The organism is Bradyrhizobium sp. (genome assembly GCF_017881085.1).
GTDB lineage: Bacteria > Pseudomonadota > Alphaproteobacteria > Rhizobiales > Xanthobacteraceae > Bradyrhizobium.
On the sequence record NZ_JADGRI010000002.1, the window covers coordinates 22,282 to 39,621 of the forward strand.

The 17,340-nt window shown below is 62.2% G+C and carries 15 protein-coding genes and 1 pseudogene; 9 read left to right on the plus strand and 7 right to left on the minus strand.

All coding sequences use genetic code 11. The features are described from left to right. Window positions 1-704: 704 nt before the first annotated feature. The gene (locus QZ213_RS00445) at window positions 705-893 is read left to right on the plus strand and encodes a hypothetical protein (protein WP_291684067.1); all 189 of its coding nucleotides are present in this window, start codon (window positions 705-707) and stop codon (window positions 891-893) included. Between the two features lie 19 nt (window positions 894-912). Here the strand turns inward: QZ213_RS00445 and QZ213_RS00450 are convergent, their stop codons facing one another. The 4 genes from QZ213_RS00450 to QZ213_RS00465 are packed head-to-tail and all read right to left on the minus strand — an operon-like array spanning window position 913 to window position 4,026. After that, a complete protein-coding gene (locus tag QZ213_RS00450) occupies window positions 913-1,236 on the minus strand; it encodes a cupin domain-containing protein (RefSeq protein WP_291684068.1) in 324 nt (107 codons plus the stop codon). After that, window positions 1,233-1,988: a YqcI/YcgG family protein gene (locus tag QZ213_RS00455; protein WP_291684069.1), complete on the minus strand. Its 756-nt coding sequence runs from the start codon at window positions 1,986-1,988 to the stop codon at window positions 1,233-1,235. Before QZ213_RS00455 ends, QZ213_RS00450 begins: the two co-directional genes overlap by 4 nt. Before the next feature lie 29 nt (window positions 1,989-2,017). Continuing rightward, entirely contained in the window at window positions 2,018-3,313 is a 1,296-nt protein-coding gene (locus QZ213_RS00460; protein WP_291684070.1) for an MFS transporter, read from the minus strand. Next, window positions 3,313-4,026, minus strand: a complete 714-nt coding sequence (locus QZ213_RS00465; RefSeq protein WP_291684098.1) for a hypothetical protein — start codon at window positions 4,024-4,026, stop codon at window positions 3,313-3,315. The genes QZ213_RS00460 and QZ213_RS00465 overlap by 1 nt, the downstream gene beginning before the upstream one ends. Window positions 4,027-4,089: 63 nt before the next feature. On the opposite strand from QZ213_RS00465, the gene QZ213_RS00470 reads away from it, so the two are divergent. Further along, complete coding sequence (locus QZ213_RS00470) at window positions 4,090-5,106, plus strand: GlxA family transcriptional regulator (RefSeq protein WP_291684071.1); 1,017 nt, start codon at window positions 4,090-4,092, stop codon at window positions 5,104-5,106. A gap of 260 nt (window positions 5,107-5,366) precedes the next feature. Here QZ213_RS00470 and QZ213_RS00475 read toward each other — a convergent pair whose 3' ends face one another. Further along, window positions 5,367-6,281 (minus strand): helix-turn-helix domain-containing protein, encoded by a 915-nt coding sequence (locus QZ213_RS00475; protein WP_291684072.1) that lies wholly within the window; start codon window positions 6,279-6,281, stop codon window positions 5,367-5,369. Between the two features lie 436 nt (window positions 6,282-6,717). Here QZ213_RS00475 and QZ213_RS00480 point away from each other — a divergent pair, with 436 nt between their 5' ends. The 6 genes and pseudogenes from QZ213_RS00480 (at window position 6,718) to QZ213_RS00505 (ending at window position 14,136) form a co-directional block, all read left to right on the plus strand. Beyond that, complete coding sequence (locus QZ213_RS00480; protein WP_291684073.1) at window positions 6,718-7,017, plus strand: hypothetical protein; 300 nt, start codon at window positions 6,718-6,720, stop codon at window positions 7,015-7,017. A 149-nt stretch (window positions 7,018-7,166) separates the two neighbouring features. Then, complete coding sequence (locus QZ213_RS00485) at window positions 7,167-9,170, plus strand: methyl-accepting chemotaxis protein (protein ID WP_291684074.1); 2,004 nt, start codon at window positions 7,167-7,169, stop codon at window positions 9,168-9,170. Between the two features lie 108 nt (window positions 9,171-9,278). Next, window positions 9,279-9,560: pseudogene (locus tag QZ213_RS00490) on the plus strand (PAS domain-containing protein); the annotation flags it as partial. A gap of 135 nt (window positions 9,561-9,695) precedes the next feature. Next, window positions 9,696-11,384 carry a cache domain-containing protein gene (locus tag QZ213_RS00495; RefSeq protein ID WP_291684099.1) on the plus strand — a complete coding sequence of 563 codons (1,689 nt, stop codon included), beginning with the start codon at window positions 9,696-9,698 and terminating at the stop codon, window positions 11,382-11,384. A 231-nt stretch (window positions 11,385-11,615) separates the two neighbouring features. Further along, window positions 11,616-11,915, plus strand: coding sequence for a hypothetical protein (locus tag QZ213_RS00500; RefSeq protein WP_291684075.1), 300 nt, complete (start codon window positions 11,616-11,618; stop codon window positions 11,913-11,915). Between the two features lie 70 nt (window positions 11,916-11,985). Beyond that, the gene (locus tag QZ213_RS00505; protein WP_291684076.1) at window positions 11,986-14,136 is read left to right on the plus strand and encodes a methyl-accepting chemotaxis protein; all 2,151 of its coding nucleotides are present in this window, start codon (window positions 11,986-11,988) and stop codon (window positions 14,134-14,136) included. A 31-nt stretch (window positions 14,137-14,167) separates the two neighbouring features. Here QZ213_RS00505 and chrA read toward each other — a convergent pair whose 3' ends face one another. Together chrA and QZ213_RS00515 are read right to left on the minus strand one after the other, a co-directional pair. Further along, on the minus strand, window positions 14,168-15,421 hold the full coding sequence (gene chrA / locus QZ213_RS00510) for a chromate efflux transporter (protein ID WP_291684077.1): 1,254 nt from the start codon (window positions 15,419-15,421) through the stop codon (window positions 14,168-14,170). Next, window positions 15,418-15,759 (minus strand): PadR family transcriptional regulator, encoded by a 342-nt coding sequence (locus tag QZ213_RS00515; RefSeq protein ID WP_291684078.1) that lies wholly within the window; start codon window positions 15,757-15,759, stop codon window positions 15,418-15,420. The genes chrA and QZ213_RS00515 overlap by 4 nt, the downstream gene beginning before the upstream one ends. Window positions 15,760-15,854: 95 nt before the next feature. Between QZ213_RS00515 and QZ213_RS00520 the strand changes: the two genes are divergently transcribed. Then, on the plus strand, window positions 15,855-17,333 hold the full coding sequence (locus tag QZ213_RS00520) for a multicopper oxidase domain-containing protein (protein ID WP_291684079.1): 1,479 nt from the start codon (window positions 15,855-15,857) through the stop codon (window positions 17,331-17,333). Window positions 17,334-17,340: the final 7 nt, after the last annotated feature.

The window sequence follows — 17,340 nt, forward strand, 5'->3', positions numbered from 1 at the left end:
ACTCGCATGGATTTGACCGCAGGGTTTGATGGAAGGGAAAGAGCAGGTGCCCGGTTAGGAGGAGTAAAAGAGCATGCGCCCTGACGCTAAAGGAAACTGGCTCCGAATCTGATCGGCCGCGATGCTCCCGTACGTTCCTGCAGGAAAACACAGACCCGCCGCGCCGCCTTGACCTCGATCAATTTAGTTCCGTTGCCGGGCGCGCGGCATGTGGCATGCGGTCACGTGACAATTGGCTCGCCGATGCCGTGCGCTCGCGGATAAGCGAGCCGGCAATCCGCCGGTATTCCGCGATATGAAACAGGAAGCGGCACGGTGGCCGCAAATCCGTTCGGCACGGCGAGTGGGATGTTCCTCGTCGCCTGGGTCGCGGTGCCCACAAGCGGAGCGTGGGCTGCCGCTTTTGGCTCATGTTTGGCGCTTGGGCGCGACCAATCCACCGCGCCCGGCGCATTTTGGCGCGATTTGTCCAGCCGAGTCGTTTTTCGGCCGCTCAGTTAGGCTTGCCCACGGAGTTGTTCCTTGGCATACTTTCAACCTCGTCGGGTTCGGCCCGGTCAATTTCCAGGCGTGCCATTCGAAGTATCAAAGTAGCCGTCGTCAGACCGAGACGCTCAGCCTCTATCGCTGCGGTATCGACCTTTTGGGCTAAGCCCTCACGTTTGCCTAGAAATGACATTACCGTTCCCTATCAAAGGTGCGAGATGAAAAATCCCACATTTGTTGCAGAGCTGCACAAGAAGCTCGGAGCTCCATCGAGCGAAACTGTCGAAAGCCTGCGGCTGTTGAAGGCCTTCCTCAAACTTGCACCGAGCCAACGGTCCGAAGTCATCGAACTGGTCGAACGCCTCGCGACCGACGCGCAAGCTTCCCCCGACTACCCGTTGTCCTGACAGCGGCGTACTCCCTGTTTCAATTGCCGGTCGAAGCGACGGCCGGCGGCCGCGTCGCAATCGCATAGATGGCGCCGCCTTCCAGTGCCTCGGATTGGTGAAGCGTACCGGCCGGCAGCTTGATGGTGTCGCCGGGACCTACGATCCGCATTCCATCCTCGCACCAGAACTTCAGCGCGCCCTTGATGATCACCAGGATCTCATCCACGGGGTGGGTGTGGAAATGATGCACCTTGCCCGCGGCGTCGCGCTGCAATTCCACGCAGCCCTGGTCCGGAAGCAATTCCAGGATGTCGGGGTCGATCGCAAATTCCGTCTTCGTGCTTGCGATGATCTCGGTCATGCCGCTTCCTCCCTGGCTGATATCCGAGGGGTCTTGGCCTGCGCGAGCTTGGCGAACGGGCATCCGCTTTCCGCCTGATTGTCATCGTGCAGGAAGTATTGCTGGTACTCGCGCCCGTCCTGGGCACCGTAGCGGCCGAGCAGCGGCGAGGGGGCGGTGGAGTCGTAAGGGATCAGGCGCTTGCGCACCTCCGCGAACGCCGCCGCCGCAGCCTTTTCCGTGCCGAGGATCTTTTCGAACACCCATCGCGGCTGGAACGTCAGCATGAAGGAGCTGGAGCGGCGGCTTTGCCGCATCACATGCGCGGGCGTGCTGCACACGACGAAGATAGGCTCACCGGAGAACGAAAACTCCCACATCGGATGATCGATCTGTTCCGGGATCGTCTCGGGCCAGGGACTCTTGTCGAGCCGCGCCAGCTGGTCAAGCATGAGCCAGAATTTCCGGTAATAGGCATCCATCGTCTGCACCGGCCGCGGCCGGGTAAACACGACCAGGGACGTGTTCGGCCCGTGCGACCGGGATTCGGCGACGAATTGCGCGAGCTGGTCGCCGAGAACCTCGACGTCGAAGGGATCGAGAAACAGATAGCGCAGCTGATCGAGCCGGTAGCCCGTCACGCCGAAGATGCAGGGGAAGGGTCTCGCCTCGCTGCTCATCTGCGCTTCAAACTCGGAGAACAATACGCTTTGCCACGAGCTCACAGCGTAGTTCGAGCCGACTTCGCCTTTTCTCAAATACAAGCGCGACATACTGTCCCCTCTCACTCCGGGCGTTAACGCTACTCACGGACCATCAATTTGCTCCTCATCAGCCACGGGCCGGCAATGCCCGGCAGCGACATCAGGAGCAGAATTCCAACAAGGGTGCCAAAGCCCGCATCGCTGATCGAGGCAGCGCCGTGCTCGACGCCGCTCCCGGCGAGCCGGCTAACGCCGACCATGGCGAGCCCGATCACGGGTTGCGCGGCGCCCGCGAAGATTCCGGCGGCGGTGGTGTTGACCGACGCGCCGACGCCGATCAACTCGGCGGTGTAGAGCCGCTTGGTGCATTTCAGCACCAGCGGCACGGTGCCGCCGGCGACAAGTCCGAGTACTGCGAACACGATCGTGACATAGAGGAAGCCCAGCGCATGGGCGACCGGCGGCAGCAGCATCGCGATCAGCAGCATCCGCAGCAGGCAGATGCGGATCAGCGCGGTGTCGAGCGCCGTCGCCGCGCGATCGGCCGCGTGGCCAAGGACGATCGAGCCGATTGCATTGCAGACCATGAAGGCCAGCAGCGGCGTGCTCGCCGCCGACGGCGAGATATTGAAGAAATGCGCCACCATCGGAATTCCCCATACGCCCGACAGCGTCGTCACCACGGCGAAGTGGGATGCAAAGCTCATCGCGCATCCCCAGTTTGCCAGTTGTGACAGCGACTGGCGGCTGGCGGCCAGAACGCCGCGCAGGGTCTTGCTGCTGTGCGCCACCGGATCGGTCTTGAGGACGAGCGAGGCAAAGCAAAGGTTGGCAACGCCCACGCAGGCGATGAAGACGAAGCAGGCGCGCCAGCCGAACCCGCTCACCGCCGCGGCCAGCGGCGTCGTTGCGATCACGCCGCCGACATAGCCCGACACCTGCGAAATGCCCGACATGATGCCGAACCGTTCGTCCTTGAAGCTCAGCGCGACGAGTTTCAAGAGCGCGGTGAACACCAGCGCATCGCCGCAGGCGACAACCAGCCTGGCGGCAAAGACGTCGAGCAGGTTCGGCGCCAGCGCAAACGCGGCACTTCCCAGCGAAGACGCCGCCATGCTGACCAGCACCACGCGCTTGACGCCGTAGCGGTCGACCAGAAGGCCCGCCGGGATCTGCATCAAAGTGTAGCCCCAGAAATAACTCGAGGCGAGCATCGCGACGCCGGCGGCGTCGGTCGAGAAGTCCGCCATGAAATTCTGGGTGATCGACTGCGGCGACACCCGCTGCAGGAACGCGATCGCATAGGCGATGGCGACCGCAGCCCAGGCCAGATAGGCGCGATCGGCGGAGCGCATGGCGGGCGCGAATCCCCGGTGCTGCTCCATGATCGCCATCACACCCTCGCGTAACCGACCGAGAACAGGGCGTCCGCCGAGTCCGGGATCAGGCGGGACATCGCCGCATCTACCAGCGACGCGGTGCCGTGATAGGCCTGCCGGTGATGCTTGATGTGGCCGTAGGCGCCGCGCATGACCATGCCGGGGAATTCGAGGTGTTTTCCGGGATAGAGCAGCGCACACATCTCGACGCAAGCCGCCTGCAGTGCGGGGTCCTGGGTGTCGCCGAGCAGGGAGGGCGTGACCTTTTCGCAGATATTGGCGTTGGCCGCCCAGACGATGGGATTGCGCGTCCGCCATCCGTAGAGGATCCCGGTCTCGGGCGTATCGGCCGCGCCCGAAGACCTCAGGACTTCGGTGGTGAAGAAGCCGTACAGGCCGCGACCCTGATGGGCCGGAAGCACTTCGGTGCCGCTGCGATAGATGGCCGGGCCGGCCGCGAGCTCGAGCTTGCGGTAGACCGAAAAGGCGACCAATCCGGAGCTGGCGTAGACCAGGATGAGGCTGAACTTGCTGTCGAACGGGGAGGCTTCCGCCGTCCAATGCGGCTCTGTCGCCTTCCAGTTGACCGCGATGATGCCGTTCATCGCATCCATCAGGGGCCGCCTTTCCCCGCGGCTGACAAGGGAGGCGTCCGGAAAGCTGTAGATGGCGTATTCGGCCCACGGCGATTTGATCGTGCCGTATTGGCGGTTCAGCTCTAGCGACATGCTCGTCACCCCGCTTTCCTGGGTGATCTATACAGGCGCGCCTTTAATGGCTTAAAGGACAATATGCCCTCGAAATCTGCCAAACCCCGGCGGCCGAAATTGCCCGACCAAGCCTCCGCGAGGCGGGTGGCGATCGTGGCCTTTCCCGGCGTGACTTTGCTCGATATCTCCGGTCCGGCGCAGGTTTTCGCGGAGTTGCAGGAAATCGAACTGCCGGGCGCGTGCTATTCGTTGTCGTACCTGTCGACCTCGGGCGGTCTCGTGCCGACCGACGTCGGGATGATGATCGACACCGCGCCGATCGAAAGCGTCCGGCCGAACCAGGTTGACACGCTGGTTATCCCGGGCGGCCCGGGCATCTGGAAGTTGCGGCAGGACACGGCCATGATGCAATGGATCGTCGAGACGCTGCCAAAGGCGCGGCGGGTCGCGTCGGTGTGCCTTGGCGCCTTCGTGCTGGCCTGGAGCGGCGCGCTCGACGGCAAGCGCGCCGCGACGCATTGGCGTTATTGTCCGAGACTGGCGGATGCCTTTCCCTCAGTTCGCGTCGAGCCGAATGCGATTTTCGTCAAGGACGGGCGGGTGTGGTCATCGGCCGGCGTCAGCGCCGGCATCGACCTTGCACTGGCCATGATCGAGGAGGATTTCGGCCATACCACCGCGCTCGACATCGCGCGGCGGCTGGTGGTGTTTCTCAAGCGACCGGGCGGCCAGAGCCAGTTCTCGACCGTGCTGGCCGCGCAGGCGTCCGACGTCGAGGGGCGCTTTTCCGCGCTGCACGCCTGGATCATCGAAAACATCACAGGCGACCTCAAGGTGGAAACGCTGGCCGCGAAGGCCGGCATGAGTCCGCGAACCTTCGCGCGCGCCTATGCCAGCCGCACCGGAATGACGCCGGCCAGCGGCGTGGAGGCGCTGCGGGTGGAGACGGCGCGGCTGTTGCTCGAAAGCAGTGAAACCCGCGGCGTGGTCGAGGTGGCGGAGCGGGCCGGCTTCGGCGACGATGAACGGATGCGGCGGGCCTTCATGCGTCACATCGGGATATCGCCTTCGGAATACCGGAACCGCTTTGCGGGCTGAACCGCAATCTGCCGCAAGCGGTCGCCTTATATCCTTGAGCGCCGCAACAGCAATTTGACGATCTGGTTGCGAATATCGGGGATTGGCGTGAGCCCGATCATATCGTTCGTTTGATTCAGGATCCTGGTCTGCGCGTTGAACGGCAACTCATCCCAGCAAAGCAAGACCGCCGAGCCGAGATGTGTAAGGATCACTTCGTCGGACAGTCTCGTCTGTCTTCGTCACGCATCAGGATTCCACCGCGCCGAGCAGTCGCATATTCAGGATTTCGGCCGTCTGGCCGATTTCCTCAGGATTTCGGATGGCAGTTCGCCGAAGGCGAGCCGGAAGTCGCGGGCAAAATGACCGGGATTCTGGAATCCGCACCTGAGCGCGATCTGGGTCACCGACGCCTCTTCTCCGGATTGCTCGAGCATTGCGCGTGCATGGTCGAGCCGTATCCGCTTCGCAAAATCCGCCGGAGAGTAGCCGCGGTCCCTCTGGAACTGCCGGAACAGGCTTCTGGCGCTGACCTTGGCGACCGCGCTCATCGCCTGGATATCGATCGGCTTGTCCCAGTTGGCTTCGATGAACTCCTCCACCGCCCTGACCGTCGATGGTGCGGACGGCAGCGGTTCCCGCATCAGCAGATGCGTATAATTGTGCCGGTGACACATCAGGAATTTCATGATCACCATGCGCTGGACTTCGGCCGTCGCGAGGTCCGAGAAGAAAGCGCCGCGCTCGTTGAAATCGGTCGCGAACTGAAAAATCCTGCGGCGCAGGGCCTCCATCGCCGGCTGCCGATCGCTGGTGTTGTCGAATGCCAGCGTGTCGACATCCTGACCCAGCAGGGCGCTGAGATTGCGCAACAGCGCATCGAACTCGATTCGCAGCACGAGCTGTCGATAGCCGCGCTTGAGGTCCAGCTTGAGCGGCGCCTGCGCGGGCAAAATGGAACTCCACGATCCCGGCGTGATATCACCGGAATGACCGCCTGCCTCGTATTGCCCCGAACCGCTGATATTGAAGATCTGCCGGACAAAGGACGCTTCACCGAACTCCAGCGAGACGTCGGTGGCGTATTCGCAATAGGACAATCCAAGACCGCCGAGTTGCAGGTGATTGATGCGAGCGGCGAAACCGTCGCGATCCGCTCCAGGCTCGAGCCTGGTCGCGCCGAAATCCGCAGACAAACGATCTCGAACGAGCTCCGGGTCGCGTGATTGCAAAACCGGATAGTTACTCAGCGTTGATCGGGACGGCATGCGTGAGAGAATCTGTCCTTTGGTGCGCAGTGGTAGTATGATGCTTGAACTCTATCGGTTGGGATTGCAACCAATTGCGAATTGCAGCGACGTTCAATGACGCCTTCCGCAATAGTCGCTTAGTGACAGCGATGGTCGAGTTACGCCAAGGGCTGATGTCTACGCGGCCTCGGAGCTGTCGCTACTGTCTCCTGATACCGCAAATAGCTGATCTAAAAGCGCCATCCTTTATCAAGTCTTTTCGGTTGTGGCGGAAATCGGCTGGACTGTCACCGCCGGGTCTAATGCATCGCTAACTTGATTAAACTAGTTTGATTTCGAGGGCGCCTGATTCTGCGCTGCCGAGAGATCCACAGACCGCGTGATGCTGAACGTAATCGATTTTCGGGACAAATTGTCGCGGCCGCGTGAACCGGCGCGTCAGAGCGAGCCGGCGAGCGCGAACACGGGCATCGCAGAACTGGCTTCCCGCATCGTCGGCCTGCATTCGCAAGCGCGGGGAGAAATCGACAGCGCCGTTCTTATGCTCGACCTCGCCGCGCGGCATGCGCGCGAGATCGAGAAGCGGATGTGCGGCCAGTCCGCCAGGAAAGACTTCGACGAGCATGTCGCGACCATCGAACGATTGCTTCAAATCGCCCGGGATATGGCACTGAAGCTCTGAGCGGCGCTGAAAGCGCGGCAAGCATTCCATCGTCAGGGCATGGAATCACAAGTTTCACGAATACCAGCAGTGGCGGGGTCGGTTCCTCGACCTCCTCGCCGCTCTCGCCTCGCCAGCTTCAACCCGCTTCATCTGCAAGGACTGACACCATGTCGTTTCTCAATCTTCGAATTGGCGGCCGGCTCTATGCCGGTTTTGGCGCGCTGCTGCTGTTTTGCGCGGGCCTGGCGGGCTTCGCGGTGTGGCAGTTGGGAGAGATTCGCGCGCAAGTCGCCACCATGACGCTGCAATCCAGCAACTCGATCCGGGCCGGTGAAATCGATACACAACTTCAGGCCATTCGCCGCGCCATCCTCCGCTACACGTTTGATCACGACGAGAAGTCGTTCGTGGAAGCCGAGACGCGGCTAAAGAAATCGACCGAGCTGCTGGAAGCGGCCATGAAAACTACTGTCTCAGAGGAGCGCCGGGCATCCTACAGGGATATTGCCAAGGACGTAGAGGAACTGAAGGTCAAACGCGTCGCTCTCGGCGACGCCGTCAATCAGATGGTGGCCGGCCGCGCTTTGCTGTTCACGGACGGCGACAAGATGGCAGCCGACGTCCAGAAATTCGTCGACGCCGCGGAGAAGACGGATTTCGCTCGTGAGGCGGCCGCGCTCGAGGCCAAGGTGCTTCTGGTTCGCGTCGCCAACTGGCGGACGCTGGCGACCCGCGATGCCAAGGGTATCGCCACGTTCAAAACCAACACCGGAAAAGCCCAGCAGGAGATAGCGGAACTCGAAAAGGCCGCGCTGCCGGCGGACCTTGCGGCGCTGCTGGCGACGGTCAAGATGGGTGTCACCAAATATTCGGAGGCATTCGACAAGACCGCACCCAGCCTTCTGCTCGGGGACGAACTGTACTACAAGGCTGTCACCCCCCTGACCGTCAGCGCGGTCGGCAAGATCGACTCCATTAAGGAAACGATCGAGAAGAATTTCACAAAGACGACCGCGGATACCGAAGAGCGTATCAACGGCACCGTCACCATGCAGGAAATCGTGGCGGGCGCTGCCGTGCTGCTCGGGCTTTTGATCGCGTTCCTGATCGCACGCGGCATCATCGGCCCGCTGTCGGGACTGACCTCCGGCATGAAGGAACTCGCCGGCGGCAACTTCGGCGTGGTGCTTCCCGGGCTCGAACGCAAGGACGAAGTGGGCGACATGGCGCAGGCGGTCGAGACCTTCAAGGTCAAGGCCGAAGAGAGGGCGCGCGAGGAGGCCGAAGCCAAGGCCACGCAGGACCAGATCGCCGCCAAGCAGCGCAAGGCCGACATGATCAGGCTCGCCGACACCTTCGAAGGCGCGGTCGGCGAGATCGTCGAAACCGTGTCGTCGGCCTCGACGGAACTCGAAGCCTCCGCCGCCACGCTGACCTCGACCGCGGCTCGCGCGCAGGAATTGACCACCATGGTCGCTGCCGCCTCCGAGGAGGCCTCCACCAACGTGCAATCGGTGGCCTCGGCGACCGAAGAAATGGCGTCCTCCGTCAACGAGATCAGCCGGCAGGTGCAGGAATCGGCCAGGATGGCGGGCGAGGCCGTTGATCAGGCTCGCAAGACCAACGACCGCGTCAGCGAGTTGTCGAAGGCGGCAGCGCGGATCGGCGACGTCGTCGAACTGATCAATACGATCGCCGGTCAGACCAATCTGCTTGCCTTGAATGCCACGATCGAAGCGGCGCGTGCCGGCGACGCCGGCCGCGGCTTTGCGGTGGTGGCGTCCGAGGTGAAGGCTTTGGCTGAACAGACCGCGAAGGCGACCGGCGAGATCGGCCAGCAGATCTCGGGCATCCAGGCGGCAACGCAGGAGTCGGTCGGGGCGATCAAGGAAATCAGCGGCACCATCGAGAGATTGTCCGAGATTTCCTCGACCATCGCGGCTGCGGTCGAAGAGCAGGGCGCGGCGACGCAGGAAATTTCCCGCAACGTCCAGCAGGCGGCGCAAGGCACCCAGCAGGTCTCGACCCACATCACCGACGTGCAGCGCGGCGCCAGCGAGACCGGCTCGGCCTCCTCGCAGGTGCTGTCCTCGGCGCAATCGCTGTCGAGCGAAAGCAACCGCCTGAAGCTGGAAGTCGACAAGTTCCTCAACACCGTGCGGGCCGCCTGACAAGGATCGCTTCAGCGAGCCTGCTTATTCGGAATTCTCTTGGGAGATACGACAATGCGCACCAACCTTCCGGTCACCAATGTCGACTATCCGCTCGACGACGACGCCATGATCGTTTCGAAGACCGATTCCAAGGGCAAGCTGGCTTATTTCAACAAGCAGTTCGTGGATGCCTCCGGCTTCACGGAGGCGGAATTGATGGGACAGCCGCACAACATCGTTCGCCATCCCGACATGCCGCCGGAAGCGTTCGAGGATTTCTGGACCACGATCAAGGCAGGCATGCCGTGGGCCGGCGCCGTCAAGAACCGTCGCAAGAACGGAGATTTTTACTGGGTCCGGGCCAGCGCCACGCCAATCTGGGAAAACGGTCAGATAACCGGCTACATGTCGATCCGCACGAAGCTGCCCGCCGAGCAACGCGCGGAAGCCGAGCAGGTGTACGCGCTGATACGCGCCAAGAAGGCGCAAAAATACACCGTCACGGCGGGTCTCATTCGTCGTCGTTCGCTGGCGGATTCGTTGATGCGCCGGTTCAAGATGACCGTCGGCCGCAAGATCTATGCCCTGATCGGCCTCAGCTTCATCGGCGTCGTCGGAATTGCGCTTCTCGACTCGCGCGAACTGACGTCGGGCCTCGATCAGCAGAAGCAGATCGAACTGCGGCATCTGACCGAACTGGCGCTCGGCGTCGTCAAGGAAGAATATGCGGCGGTGCAGACAAGCGGCGTCGCGGTCGCCGACGCGCAGAAGCGGGCGCTGGCGCGGGTCGCGGCGCTGCGATACGGCAACGACGATTATTTCTGGGTCAACGACATGCAGCCGCGCATGGTGATGCATCCGATGAAGCCGGAGATGAACGGCAACGATATCTCGACCTTCAAGGATCCGAACGGAAAGCCCCTGTTCGTTGACATGGTCAACGTCGTAAAAAAGGACGGGGCGGGCTTCATTCCCTACGAGTGGCCAAAGCCGGGCTTCGACAAGCCGCAGCCGAAGCTGTCCTATGTGACCGGCTTTGCTCCATGGGGTTGGGTCATCGGCACAGGGGTCTACATCGACGACCTCAGGGCGCAGAGCTGGGCTTCGACTCAGCGCGCGCTGATCGCGGCCGGGCTGGTCCTGCTGCTGACGCTTGCGGTGTCGATCATCGTCGCCCGCCGCATTACCGGGCCGCTGCGGCAAATGACGACCACGATGAATGCTCTCGCGCGCGGCAGGCTCGACGTCAAGGTGGCCGGCCTCGACCGCCATGACGAAGTCGGCGAGATGGCGAAGGCCGTCGAGGTCTTCAAGAGCAATGCGGTTGCCCGTCAGGCGCTGGAGGCCGAAGGGAGGGAGGCGGAGACGCGTGCCATCGTCCGGCGCAAGGCGGACATGCACAAGATAGCTGACGACTTCGAAGGCGCGGTCGGCGCCATCATCGAGACGGTGTCGGTGGCCTCATCGCAGCTCGAGGTTTCGGCCGGTGCGCTCAGTTCGACCGCGGAACGCGCGGAAGAACTCGCGACGACGGTTGCTGCGGCGTCCGAAGAAGCCTCGACCAACGTGCAATCGGTAGCCTCGGCGACGGAGGAGATGGCGTCGTCGGTCAACGAAATAAGCCGCCAGGTACAGGAATCCGCGCGGATGGCCGGCGAGGCCGTCGATCAGGCCCGCAGGACCAACGACCGCGTCAGCGAATTGTCAAAGGCGGCCGCGCGTATCGGCGATGTCGTCGAACTCATCAACACCATCGCCGGGCAGACCAACCTGCTCGCACTCAATGCCACCATCGAAGCGGCACGTGCCGGCGAGGCCGGCCGCGGTTTTGCCGTCGTGGCGTCCGAAGTGAAGGCACTGGCGGAGCAGACCGCGAAGGCCACCGGCGAAATCGGCCAGCAGGTCACGGGCATCCAGGCGGCGACGCAGGAGTCGGTCGGCGCTATCAAGGAGATCAGCGGCACCATCGAAAAACTGTCCGAGATCTCCTCGGCTATTGCGGCGGCGGTGGAAGAGCAGGGCGCGGCGACCCAGGAGATTTCCCGCAACGTGCAGCAGGCCGCGCACGGCACCCAGCAGGTCTCATCCAATGTCACCGATGTGCAGCGTGGCGCCGCCGAGACCGAGTTGTCCTCGTCGCAGGTGCTTTCGGCCGCGCGGTCGCTGTCGGGCGACAGCAACCGCCTCAAGCTCGAAGTTGACAAGTTTCTCGCCACGGTGCGGGCGGCTTAGCGCGGAAGTCCCTTCGACAAGCAAGAGTGGGTAGCGGCTGGCGTCTCGGTTTTCACCGGCGCCAGCGATTCTCGTTACACCTTACGTGCGGCTATACTTAATCACCTCTTGCGAGTTGTGGCGGTAATCAGGTGTACCGTCGTTGATTGGTCTAATTTTTCCATAACTTGATTCAACTATTCTACGTCGACCGCTCGTGATCGAGCAGCACAATTTGTCGGCGGAGCAACGATGCTGAACGTTCTGGAGTTTCGGAAGAGAGAGTCACGCTGCTCTGAATCGACGGCGCAGCCGCCGGCGGCAAACACCAATACCGATATTGCCGCGCTCGCCTCCCGCATCGTTGGCCTGCAATCGAAAGCCAAGGGGGAAATCGGCAACGCCGTGCTGATGCTTGATCTCGCCGCGCAGCACGCGCGCGAAGTCGCGGCAAGGCTGCCGGACCCCACGGCAAGAAAAAACTTCGACGAACATATCGCGATGATCGAGCGACTGCTTCAGCTCGCTCGCGAGATGACATTCAAGCTCTGAGCGGCGCCGAAAGCGCGGCAGGCATTTCCATCGTCAGGCACGAAATTTCACGTTCACAGGAGTCAGGACCATGCGCACCAATCTTCCGGTCACCAATGTCGAGTACCCGATCACCGACGAAACCCTGATCGTCTCAAAGACGGACATCAAGGGCAAGCTGACCTATTTCAACGACCAGTTTGTCGATGCGTCGGGCTTCACCGAGCAGGAATTGATGGGGCAGCCGCATAACATCATCCGCCATCCCGACATGCCGCCGGAAGCTTTCGGCAATCTCTGGGAGACGCTCAAGGCCGGCAAGCCTTGGGCCGGCGCGGTAAAGAACCGCCGCAAGAATGGCGATTTCTACTGGGTGCTGGCGAGCGCAACCCCGATCTGGGAAGGCGGCCAGGTCACTGGGTACATGTCGATCCGCTCCAAACTTCCGTCCGATCAGCGCGAAGAGGCCGAGCGCGTCTATGCGCTGTTCCGCGCCAACAAGGCGCAGGCCTATACACTGACGGCCGGCGTGATCCGCCGCCGCTCGCTGGCGGACCGGCTGGCGCTGTTCACCGGCACATTGAAAGCACGCATGGTCACACTGATGGCGGTTCAGGCTGTTTTCATGATGGTCGTCGGCGTGGCCGGCATCCTGGCGACGCGGGACAGCAATACGCAGATGAAGTCGGTCTATGAGGATCGTGCGGTGCCGCTGGCGCAGCTGTTCGACATCAACGACCGCATGAAGGGCAATACGATCGCGCTGTATGACGCGCTCGCCAAGTCGCGGGCCGGCAAGCCGCCGGGGGATGTCGCCGGCATCGTTGCCGGCAATGTCGAGGCCATTTCCAAGACATGGGCCGAATATATGGCGACCTCACTGACGCCCGAAGAGAAGATGGTGGCCGATGACTTCGCGCCGAAGCGCAAGAACTACGTGGAGAAGGCGATCAAGTCCGGACTCGCGCTGCTTGCCGACCGCAAATATGACGAACTGGACGCGCTGCTTGCCGGCACGGCCAACCAACTGTTCGCTCTGGCCAAGGAGGACATGGACAGACTGGTTGCCATTCAGGTGAAGGAAGCCAAGACGCTATATGAGGGAGCCGAGCGCCAATATGTCGTGGTCCTGGGCCTCTCAATCGCCCTCCTGGTGATTGGCCTGCTGTTGGGCGGATGGATCGGCATCCAGACCATACGTGCCATTGGTCGGCCGCTCGAGCAGCTGAACGGCGTGATGGCGAAAATCGCGCAGGGCTTGTTCAACAGCCGCGTCGTCATCGGACAAGACGACGAGATCGGGGTCGCCTTGCGCAACCTGCAGGCGATGCAGGCCAAGCTCGGCTTTGACCGGGAATCCCAGAAGGACATGGAAAAGCGCGTCGCCATCCAGCGCAAGGCCGACATGCACAAGCTCGCCGGCGATTTCGAGACGGCGGTCGGTGACATCATCGAGACCGTCGCTTCCGCCGCGACCGAACTCGAGGCCGCCGCGGGAACGCTGACGCATACAGCCGACTCGGCCCAACAGCTTTCGGTCGCGGTCGCTTCGGCTTCCGAGGAAGCGTCCACCAACGTGCAATCGGTAGCTTCCGCCACCGAGGAAATGGCGTCCTCGGTCAACGAGATCAGCCGCCAGGTGCAGGAATCGGCCCGAATGGCCGGCGAGGCCGTCGAGCAGGCCCGCCAGACCAACGATCGCGTCAGCGAATTGTCGGCGGCCGCCGCGCGGATCGGCGACGTGGTCGAGCTGATCAACACCATCGCGGGGCAGACCAATCTGCTGGCGCTGAATGCCACCATCGAGGCGGCGCGCGCCGGCGACGCCGGCCGCGGCTTCGCCGTCGTGGCGTCGGAAGTGAAGGCGCTGGCCCAGCAGACGGCGAAGGCTACCGGCGAAATCGGCCAGCAGATCGCCGGCATCCAGGCGGCGACCCAGGACTCGGTGGGGGCGATCCAGGGAATTAGCGCGACCATCGAGAAACTGTCGGAGATCTCCTCGACCATCGCGGCCGCGGTGGAAGAGCAAGGCGCGGCGACGCAGGAAATTTCCCGCAACGTCCAGCAGGCGGCGATAGGAACGCAGGAGGTCTCCTCCAACATCACCAATGTGCAGCGCGGGGCCAGCGAAACCGGATCGGCCTCCTCGCAGGTGCTGTCGTCGGCGCAATCCCTGTCGAGCGACAGCAACCGCCTCAAGCTGGAAGTTGACAAGTTCCTCGCCACCGTGCGGGCGGCCTGATGCTAATGCGAACGGATGTCGCCCGGGCAGGTCACGCAAAACCTGATAGCGTGCCAGCGGTGGCGAGCAGCGCGACCACGATCCAGGGCGGCATCTTCCAAACGGTGAGCAGCAGAAAGCCGCCGAGAGCGAGTGCAAAATCGCGCGGCGTCAGGACCGCGCTGGTCCAGACCGGGTTATAGAGGGCCGCACCGAGAATACCGACCACGGCTGCGTTGGTACCGCGCATGGCGGCCTGAGCGGCGGGGCGCGTGCGCAGCGCATCCCAGAAGGGCAACATGCCATAGACGAGCAGCATGCCCGGAAGCAGCAGCGCGACGAGGGCAACGGCGGCACCGGCCAGGCCGTTCGGCAGCGGGCCCATCGCGGCCCCAAGATAGGCCGCAAAGGTGAAGAGCGGTCCCGGCATCGCCTGTGCCAGTCCATAACCCGCAAGGAATGCCTCGTTGGTGACCCATCCTGGCGTTACGACTTGAGCCTGAAGTAAAGGCAGCACGACATGGCCGCCGCCAAAAACAAGGGCTCCCGACCGATAGAATGCGTTGAAAAGGGCGAGGCCCTGAGAGCCGGTCGCGGTGGCGACGGCAGGAGCTATCAAGAGAAGCGCCGCGAAGAGAGCGAGCGCGATGCCACCGCCCAGCCGGGTGACCGGAAAATCCAGCTGCCCGGAAGCCGGCGCGGCTTCTCCTTGGCAGAGCCAAAGCCCCGCGCACGCGCCAAGCGCGATCGCTGCGATCTGGCCGAAGGATCCGACGAACAACACAACGATCGCTACCGCGGCAAGTGCGATGCCGGCGCGTGCCCGATCGGGTGTAAGGGTTCGCGCCATTCCCCAGATGGCCTGTGCGACGACCGCGACGGCGACAAGTTTCAGGCCGTGCAGAAAACTCTCGGCAACCGGTCCGGTAAATGCCGCTGCGCCTTTCGCAAAGGCGAAAAGGATCAGGGCGGATGGCATCGTGAACGCGAACCAGGCCGCCAGTCCGCCGAGAAGCCCATTGCCGCGCAGGATACCCAGGGAAAAGCCGACCTGGCTGGAGGCCGGTCCGGGGAGGAACTGGCACAGTGCCACCAGATCGGCGTAGCCCGCCTCATCAATCCACCGCCGGCGCACGACCAACTCGTCGCGGAAGTAGCCGAGGTGCGCGATGGGGCCGCCAAACGAGGTGATGCCAAGTTTGAGAAAAACCCGAAAGACCTCGCCGGTCGAACCGCGGACCACGCTATTTTTCGCGACGGGCTCGCGATCGTTTGTCTCCGCGTCGGCGGCCGAAGAGCCATTCATAGACCAGACCTCTTGCCAGTTCGTTTTGACTGCCGCGGATCTGGAACGATTTCGCCAAACAACTCTTTTGCCTTCACGGTAGCCAGTTTGATGGCCTTGCGGCCGAGAGGGGTTGCTCGATAGTACTTTCGGGCTGTTCGCCCCTCGCGCTCCATGCGTGAGACCAAGTAGCCTTTCTTTTCCAGGCCGTGCAGCAATGGATAAAGCGTTCCCGGACTCAACCGATAACCATGACGCGCCAGCTCTTCGATCATCCACTGGCCATACAGCTCCCCTTCGGCGGCGTGATGGAGAATATGCAGGCGAATGAAGCCGCTGAGGAGGTCGCGATGATCCATTCCGGCATGATGCCTTGGTTGTGATTTGATCGAACTTGACTATCGCAGTTCGATAATGAAATTCAATAGCGAAAACGCCAACCGGGGAAATCAGCATGTCGATGGCCCGTCGGGAACTTTTGCAACGCGGAGGAATGGTGGCGCTTTCGGCCGCGCTCTCCAGATTCGCCCAGGCTCAGCCTGTCGGCAGTCCCCAGGGAGCAGCCCAAGGCGCCGCGGATCACACGATCCGGATTGGTAACGGGCTTGTTGAATTGGCGCCGGATCGCATCATCTCCACCACGACCTATAACGGACAGTTTCCCGGTCCGCTGCTGCGCTTCAAGGAAGGCCAGCAGGTCGTTGTCGATATCCATAACGACACCGATACGCCCGAACAGTTGCACTGGCATGGCCAGACCATACCGGTCGATGTCGATGGCGCATCGGAAGAAGGAACACCTTTCATCCCGGCGCATGGCATGCGCCGCATCGCCTTTACGCCCGGGCCGGCAGGGCTGCGATTCTATCACACGCACCTTACGCCCGGCGCCGATCTGTCCGGCGGACAATATGGCGGACAGGTAGGCACAGTTTACATCGATCCGAAAAACGACCCCGGCCGCCACGATCGCGAAGTGTTCCTGATGCTCAAGGAATTCCAGCCGGTACTCAGTCGCGGCGGAGATATGGACATGGATTTTCTTGCGCCCGCAACGCGGGTCAAGGCGCTCGAAGAGGCTGGCGAGGCCACGATGCGGGCGTCATTGGCTCAAGGAATGCCGCACGGTTTCGAGGTCGGTTACAGCCTGTTCTCGATCAATGGCCGCATGCTGGGACATGGCGACCCAATTCGCGTGAATGCGGGCGAGCGCGTCCTGTTTCATATCGTCAACGGCAGCGCGACCGAAATCCGCAGCCTTGCGCTACCGGGACACACGTTTGAAGTGATCGCATTGGACGGCAACCCCGTTCCAACGCCGATACGGGTCCCGATGCTGTGGCTGGGGACTGCAGAGCGAATCTCTGCTGTGGTCGAGATGAATCATCCCGGAGTATGGGTAATGGGCGATCTCGCCGACGATGACCGCGCAAGGGGTATGGGCGTCGTGATTGAATACGCCGGCAAGACGGGAAAGCCGAAATGGACCAAGCCGCCTTCATTCAAATGGGACTACAGCCGTTTCGGGCGGGCGGCGCCTAACGTCCAAGCTCCCGATGAAACGATCGACATGACGTTCACCAAAAACAATGCCGCCAATCAGGGCTTCAACGAGTGGCGTATCAACGACGTGGCGTTTTCCATGGAAAAAATGCAGCCGATGTTCCATCTGCGCCAAGGGAAACGCTATCGCCTCCGCATGCGCAATGCCAGCGACGACATCCATCCCGTGCATCTGCATCGCCATAGCTTCGAACTGACCCGCATAGCTGGCAAGACGACGGCCGGGATCATGAAGGATGTTGTGATGGTGGGGGGCTACCAGGAGGTGGAAGTCGACTTTGTGGCCGACAATCCTGGCCGAACCCTGTTCCACTGTCATCAACAGTTGCATATGGACTTCGGATTTATGGCGCTGTTCGACTACGCCTAGTTGCCTG